Source organism: Lentilactobacillus dabitei (assembly GCF_019061365.1).
Taxonomy (GTDB): domain Bacteria; phylum Bacillota; class Bacilli; order Lactobacillales; family Lactobacillaceae; genus Lentilactobacillus; species Lentilactobacillus dabitei.
In genome coordinates this window covers 1-7,606 of the sequence record NZ_JAHPPD010000111.1, presented here as the reverse complement: position 1 = coordinate 7,606, position 7,606 = coordinate 1, and the positions used below count along the sequence as shown (strand labels likewise).

General features: G+C 43.5%; 6 protein-coding genes and 2 pseudogenes. All 8 read right to left on the bottom strand.

Features of this window, described 5'->3' with window-relative positions; genetic code table 11:
* Window positions 1-79: 79 nt before the first annotated feature.
* A pseudogene (locus KTE19_RS12320) lies at window positions 80-265 on the bottom strand (ATP-binding cassette domain-containing protein); the annotation flags it as partial.
* Between the two features lie 7 nt (window positions 266-272).
* A complete protein-coding gene (locus KTE19_RS12315) occupies window positions 273-1,052 on the bottom strand; it encodes an ABC transporter ATP-binding protein (RefSeq protein ID WP_217164463.1) in 780 nt (259 codons plus the stop codon).
* Window positions 1,049-1,969 carry a branched-chain amino acid ABC transporter permease gene (locus tag KTE19_RS12310; protein WP_430673533.1) on the bottom strand — a complete coding sequence of 307 codons (921 nt, stop codon included), beginning with the start codon at window positions 1,967-1,969 and terminating at the stop codon, window positions 1,049-1,051. The genes KTE19_RS12315 and KTE19_RS12310 overlap by 4 nt, the downstream gene beginning before the upstream one ends.
* A 49-nt stretch (window positions 1,970-2,018) precedes the next feature.
* Entirely contained in the window at window positions 2,019-2,897 is an 879-nt protein-coding gene (locus KTE19_RS12305) for a branched-chain amino acid ABC transporter permease (RefSeq protein ID WP_217164468.1), read from the bottom strand.
* A gap of 207 nt (window positions 2,898-3,104) precedes the next feature.
* Window positions 3,105-4,301, bottom strand: a complete 1,197-nt coding sequence (locus tag KTE19_RS12300; protein ID WP_217164471.1) for an ABC transporter substrate-binding protein — start codon at window positions 4,299-4,301, stop codon at window positions 3,105-3,107.
* A 476-nt stretch (window positions 4,302-4,777) separates the two neighbouring features.
* Window positions 4,778-5,848 carry a M24 family metallopeptidase gene (locus KTE19_RS12295; RefSeq protein ID WP_217165406.1) on the bottom strand — a complete coding sequence of 357 codons (1,071 nt, stop codon included), beginning with the start codon at window positions 5,846-5,848 and terminating at the stop codon, window positions 4,778-4,780.
* A gap of 32 nt (window positions 5,849-5,880) precedes the next feature.
* Window positions 5,881-7,083 (bottom strand): annotated as a pseudogene (locus KTE19_RS12290) (MFS transporter).
* 28 nt (window positions 7,084-7,111) lie between these two features.
* Window positions 7,112-7,555, bottom strand: coding sequence for a GNAT family N-acetyltransferase (locus tag KTE19_RS12285; RefSeq protein ID WP_217342398.1), 444 nt, complete (start codon window positions 7,553-7,555; stop codon window positions 7,112-7,114).
* Between the last annotated feature and the right edge of the window lie 51 nt (window positions 7,556-7,606).

Sequence of the window (7,606 nt, the reverse complement as noted above, 5' to 3'; positions counted from 1 at the left end):
TCGCAAACATCATTTTACAGAAATTTGGCCATGGGCCATTCTTTATTTAATTAGTGTTGCACTTAAAGTGTAAATTCAAGTCATAAATAATCTTGCCTCTTTTGGGCTTCAGGAGGCCGGAAATCGTCTTTAAAATGGTCGATTTACCTGCACCATTAGCGCCAATTAATGACACAATCTCACCTTCGTTAATCTCAAAGCTGACGCCCTTGACGGCATTGATCACGCCATAATTGACAACTAAATCATTCACTTGTAGTAACATTGTGTCATTACGCCTCCTCACCTAGATAAGCTTTAATCACTGCTGGGTTCGCCTGGATTTCATCTGGGGTTCCTTGAGCTAGCAAGGAACCATGATCCAATACATAAATGCATTGGGCAAGGTTCATGACCAGCGACATATCATGTTCAATCAACAAAATGGTAATGTGGAAACTATGTTGCACTTTTAAGATCAATTGAGTGAGGTTGGCAGTCTCTTCAGGATTCATCCCGGCAGCTGGTTCATCCAAGAAAAGGATTTGCGGTTTGGTTGCCAGCGCCCGAACAATTTCTAGTCGGCGCTGGGTGCCGTATGGCAAGTTTTTTGCCAACACATCAACATCATCAGTCAATTCAAAGATTGCCAATAATTTCTTAGCTTCTGCCACCAGCCGCGCCTCAGTTTTGTAGTAACTAGGGAACCGGAAGATGGTTGGGATAAAGCCTTCTTTGAATTTGCTGGTCATGGCAATTAACACATTATCCAGCACACTCAGATTTTTAAACAATCGAATATTTTGAAATGTCCGCGAAAGCCCCATATCGGCAATTTTATACGCCCGTTTACCATTGAGCGGGTAAGTCCCATTTTCACCGCTCAAAACAATTGAACCAGATGACGCTGGAATTACACCAGTCAGCAGATTGAACAAAGTGGTTTTCCCAGCCCCATTCGGGCCAATCAGGGCAACCAGTTCATTGTTATCCAAATGCAGGGAAACGTTGGAAACGGCAGTCAAACCACCGAAGTTTTTCACCAGGTTCTCAACTTGTAATAGCTTACTCATGATTCAACCCGCTCCTTTCGTTTTGATCGGCTGAAAATCTTTTTGATGGACAATTCCCAGGTCCCTAGCAGCCCAGATGGTTTGAAAATCATAATCAGGATCAAAGCAGCCGCGTAGATGACCATCCGCAGGGCCCCGAAGTTTTGCAACACGGTATCCAGTACGCCCAAAACAACTGCCGCAACAAACGTGCCGGTGATACTACCGACCCCACCAAGAACCACAATGATCAAAATCGAAATCGACTCCATAATGCCAAAATCGTTCGGTGCAATGGTTTGCAGGTACGATGCATGAAGCGAACCGGCAACGGCTGCTGTTGAAGCGCCAAGAACAAATGCGGCTAGTTTCCACTTAGTGACATTAATTCCCATAGCCTCAGCTGCAATCTCATCTTCGCGAACTGATTTAACTGCGCGTCCAGCCCGACTATGAATGAAGTTGACGATAATGATCGTCGTAACGCAAACCATAATGTATACCGTTGGCCAGTCAGCAAATTGCGGAATATTAAACATCCCAGCTGCCCCACCAGTGATTTTCATATTATTAATGAGAATTCGGATAATTTCTGAAGCCCCCATTGTGGCAATCGCAAGGTAATCACCTCGAAGTCGCAACGTTGGCACCCCAACGATCAAGGCGGCGATAATCGAAATCACGATGCCGATAAAGATTGATGCATAGAAGCCACCTGGCGTGCTGGCGGTTTGTGTGACGATTGCAGTCGCATACGCCCCAATTGCCATGAAACCGGCATGGCCAAGTGAGAACTGACCCGCGAACCCAATAATTAAGTTGAGGCCGGTCGCTAAAATAATATTAATACCAATGGTCACCAACATATTTTCGATAAATGAATCGATCACCCCAACCAAAATCAAAGTATTCATTAAGTAAAAGCCGGCAACCATCATTATCAGCCAAACTAGATTGTATTTAACATTTGCTTTCAAATTAGATCACCTACACTTTTTCTTTGGTATTCTTGCCGAAAATTCCAGCTGGCAAGATCAATAGAATCACAATCAAGACGAAATACACAACGGCATCTTTGTATGCGGACAGCCCAATCGACTGGACAAAGGTTTCCAAAATTCCAATGATAAAGCCACCAACGGAAGCGCCAGGAACCGAACCAATGCCACCAAGGACTGCGGCGACGAACGCCTTGATCCCAGGGGTCATCCCCATCAATGGATCAATTGAGTTATAATACAATCCAATCAGAACACCAGCTGCTCCAGCAAGAGCTGAACCAAGGGCAAAGGTAAACGAAATCGTCCAGTTAATGTTAATCCCAACCAATTCGGCCGCATCAGGGTCAACAGAAACTGCTCGCATTGCTCGGCCCATTTTGGTTTTCTTAATGATCAATTGAAGCAGAACCATCAACACACATGCAGTAACCAAAATAAGAATCTGAATATTTGAAATCAAAACACCGCCAATATGATAGTTGACCTGCTTGATAATCTGCGGGAAATCGCGGGTGTTTGAACTGAATAGGTAAGACATCCCATTTTCAAGCAGAAATGATACCCCGATTGCGGTGATCAGTGCAGTGATCCGCGGAGAACGCCGCAATGGCCGGTAAGCGAAGTATTCAATGATAACCCCACTAGCCGCCCCAACGAGCATCGCCGACAATAATGCACTGATAAAGTTGAAGTGCCAGACATTAATGACGTAATATCCCCAAAAAGCACCCAACATGTAAATATCACCATGCGCAAAGTTGATCAGTTTGATGATCCCGTAAACCATTGTGTACCCGAGAGCAAGCAACGCGTAGATACTTCCAAGTGAAAGCCCATTAATAATTTGCTGAAAAAATGTTTCCAAAATGTGTTCCTCCTCTCGAGGTAAAGTTATTGGCTACGTAGCTGAATGATGCTCCACAAAGCAGAAGCTTAAGCACCTGGCTACGTAGCCGAATGATGCTACACCAAGCAAAAACTTGCACATAAGCACCTTTTCCAGAAATCCAAAAATCAGGATTTCTGGAAAAGGAGACTTATGCTCCAGTTTTTAACCGCTTGGTTCCGCATACTACTTAATATCAAACGAATTGCTTACCTTACCCTTGGTCAACTGTTCGATTGCAATTGGTTTCTCTGGGTCATGGTTCTTGTTCATGGTAATTTTGCCTGTGACACCGTCGAAATCTTTGATGTTTGCGAGACCCTTTGCAATTTTGACAGAGTCTGCAGATTTTTCGTTTTCAATGGCTGTTTTAATCATGTAAACCGAATCATATGCAAGGGCTGAGAATGTTGGCGCATCTTGGTGATAACGGGCCTTGTACTTGTTCATGAATTTGACAGCTGTTGGGTTATCCTTAGCAACATCATCAGAGAATGGGGTCGTGTAGTAGATCTTGCTTGCGTTCTGATCACCAGCAATTTGGGCCAACTTAGGATCGGCCATGCCATCACTACCAACGATTGGAACATTAATACCAGCTTGACGGGCTTGCTTAATAATCAAGCCAAGTTCGTTATAGTAACCAGGAGCATAAATTGCATCAATCTTCTTTGATTTAAATGAGGTCAAAACAGCGTTGAAATCTTTGTCGCCAGCAGTGAAGAATTGGCTATCAACCACTTTGCCGGTGTAAGCTTTCTTGAAGGCTTTTGCCAAACCAGTTCCATAATCACTTGAGTTATCAGCGTAGACGGCAACCCGCTTTGCTTTCAATGTATTGGTCATGAATTTAGCAGCAGTGCTTCCTTGGAAGTTGTTTTGGTAACATGCTCTAAATACGTAGGGTTGAACCTTGCCACTCTTTTGAAGCGTATAAGCTGGGTCAGTCGCTGAAGGACTCACACTTGGAACAGCTGCCTTTGTGATGTTTGGAATCTCGGCAGTCCCGGCATTGGTTGTTGCCGGGCCAACGATTGCCGCAACCTTATCATTATTAACAAGTTGAGCTGCAACGGACGCCGATGTGTTAGTTGAGGTCTTGTTATCGCGAATAATCAACTTAATCTTTTTCTTCTTACCATTTACATTAATTCCGCCATCTTTGTTAATTTCAGCAGCCGCAAGTTGGATCCCTTGCTTCTGTGAATTACCATAGCCGGCAGCGGCACCGGAAAGTTCCATGTTAACGCCAATTTTGATTGTGTTACCAGTTGTTTGGTTCCCTTTAGTTGTCGTTTTGGCGGTACTACATCCGGCAAAAATTCCTGCAGTCATTACAATCGCGGCCATGCTGACAACTTTCTTAATCATCGTTTTCTTCATAAAATCTACCCACTTTCACTATTTATGTATCTAATTTCTAATCCCTAACTTTGATGCGTTAAATCAAGATAAGCACTATTTCTTATATTTACCCCTCCCGAAAGATATAAAAAAACCTCATTCGTTTAATGAATGAGGTTAAAAATCTTGATTGATCAAGCCCTCATCATTAAAAATGAAAATAAGGGCTCAACTTACTGATGACTTGCTAGTGATAAACTAGCTCGCAATCAATGTCGGGTCCTTCATCTTTAATAATAAGGCTAAATCTTGGCTAAGAGGTGCTGCCATGACGATGTTCATATCTGCATTAATAATTTTCATGACCGCTACCTCCTTACCAAGATTTAATGATTGATTAGAAGTATAGTAATCCTCTCATAAAATGTCAACCTTTCTAATCAAATTAGTTTACTCTTATTATTTATTAAAGCCCATAAACGTGATGTCTATGGGCTTTAATGACAATGAATATTTTATAAGATAATCAATTTTCTAGGTGCGGTTGTCAATCTTTCGTTTCCTTGGGCAGTTATTAGCAGGTCATCTTCAATTCGAACGCCGCCCACTTTCGGCAAATAAATTCCAGGTTCAACGGTCATCACATTGTTAACTTCAGAAATGTTTGATTTCCAACGGGGACCAAAATTGGGTCCTTCATGAATGTCCAAGCCAATTCCGTGGCCACTACCATGTTCGTAGTATTTCCCATAGCCTTGCTTGGCGATGTAATCTCGCCCGGCAGCGTCGACTTCTTGACCGTTGGCACCTGGCTTAATGACATCAAACATCAATTCTTGGGCGTTATAGACAATCCGGTGGATCTTTTTCAGTTCATCACCTGGGTCCCCCAAAGCAAACGTCCGGGTACAATCTGATGTGTAACGATCAACATAAAAGCCAAAATCAACGGTAACCATATCACCCTTTTCCAACTGTTTAGTCGAAGCTGATCCATGGGGTAATGCCGACCGATACCCACTGGCGACAATCGTATCAAAACTGGGCTTCTCAGCACCGTGTTCCAACATCCAATTATTTAACCAATTCGACACCTGTCGTTCAGTTTGGCCGATTTGGACATGTTTGATTAACTCGTTAAAGCCTTCGCTTGCCAGGGCAGTTGACTTGCGCAAAGTAGCCACTTCATCGGCGTCTTTTACCTCACGAAGCTTTTCAACCACGCCATTTTCGGCAATTAAGGCATCGCCGAAGAGCTTACTGAGCGTCTGATAGAGCTGGAAACTAACGGAGGTCTCAAACCCAACTCGTTGAAATTTCGGACCAGTTAACACTTTATGGGCGACTTCATAGTAATCACGGGTGATTTCAAGATTAATGTCCTTTGAAAGTGAACTTTCCAATTCAACTTGATAACGAGCATCGGTAATCAGGGTCAAAGAATTCGGGGTCGCCACTAAGCAGCCATCTCCAGGTAATCCTTGAAAGCCGGTTAGGTATTCCAAACTAAATGGATTTGTAACGATAAATGCATCCAACCCAAGTTGGGCCATTGTTTTCTGAAAACGACTGATTCTTTGATTCATTCCGACCACACTCCTATCATTATTTTTGCTGCTTAATCACTAAATACATAGCGCTCATGATCGACCAGCAAGCCAACTGATGTCATCATCACGACAACCACGATCAGGAAAATCAAGACAACCGTCCAGCTTGACGTCAAACTATGAACGTACCCACAAATCATTGGCCCAGCAGCCGCTAACAGATAACCAAAAGACTGCCCCATGCCAGAAACGGCAGCCGTTTCATTCGGGTCACGAGTCTTCAGGTTAAATAAGGTCATTGCTTCACTGAAAGCCATGTTCGTCGAAAGCCCCAGCAAGATGCAGGCCGCGACCGCAAACCAGAAACTCAGGGTCGCCAGCAATAAGCTCCCCAGTCCTGCAAAGAAGATGACGGCAATCGTCAAAACCATGGTTGACTGCCGCTTGGCCTCACTGATGATTCTCGGAATAATAAATGAAAATGGCAAAGCAGTTATTTGGAGTAGTCCCAGCAGATAACCGGCAGTATTCTGCTTAATTCCTGAAGCCATCAAAATCGGTGGCAGCCAGGTCAAAATTGAATAAAACAACAATGACTGTAATCCCATGAAGCCACCAAGTGCCCAGGCTAGCGGTCGCTTCCATGGTGAAGTTTGCGTTTGCCCCTGATGATACGATTTCTTCTTATTAGTTGTCATTTTTGACTGACTAATACTCAATAAAATAGCCACGATAATGGCAATGACTGGAATAATTGAAATAAACTGCATCATGACTTGCCACGAAATCCATTGGCTGATAACGGAACTAAACCCGGCCGAAATCGCGCTCGATAACGACATCGCAAAGACGTACATCCCAGTGTAGGTCCCAATTCGCATCGGAAACAAATAAGAAACCAGCGTCGGCGCCAGAACGTTTAACATGGCAATTCCACAACCGATACAAATCGTTCCAATCAGTAATCCCGTAAAAGAATACACTCGGACAAAGTTTCCAATCGCGAGTAACAACAAGTCCGCCATCGTGACCATTAAGATTCCAAATCGCCGGATAAAAAAGGTAACGGTTGGTGACAATAGCCCAAAACAAATCAGGGGGATCGTCGTCAAACTCCCCAGAAACCATTCCGGTAAACTAAATTAATTTTGAATATTTGCTAAAATTGGCGGGACAACTGTAATCGCCGTCCGCATATTTGCCCCAACCAGAAATATGAGTAAGGCACCAAGAAGAACTCGGTGGGACACTGGCGTTGTTTCTTCTTTCATTTAAAATTCTCTCCTCAATTATGAAATTCTACTTCAGTTCTTTCTCTAATAGTCGCATTTTTCGCCCCATTTGATCGACTGAGGTGCCAATTTGTTGATAACCAAACTTTTCATACAGTCCAATGTGCTTGGTAACGATGTATGCTTTGCGGAAACCAACCTGAGTTAGCTGACTCTCGGCAATGGTGACCAGCTGCTCGCTCAAATGACGACCCCAATAGGCCTCACTCACAAAAACATAGCCGATGAACGGCGAATACCCGCTGGCTTTAACAATGTCTTCTTTGACAATTGCACAAAAGCCGACGAGTTGATCACCATCAGTTAATACAATCACGCGCTCCCAATCCAGGAAGTGATGGGCGATCATCTCATTTGCTAAATATTTACCGGCTGGCCAGGAAACGGCCCCAATTAATTTAGCAAAATGGTGCCATTGAGGATCGTGATCCGCTAAGATAATCTGTTTCAATTTTGGTCTCCTTTCTATAAATTAACTCCAAGTGATTCAATTATAGACTAT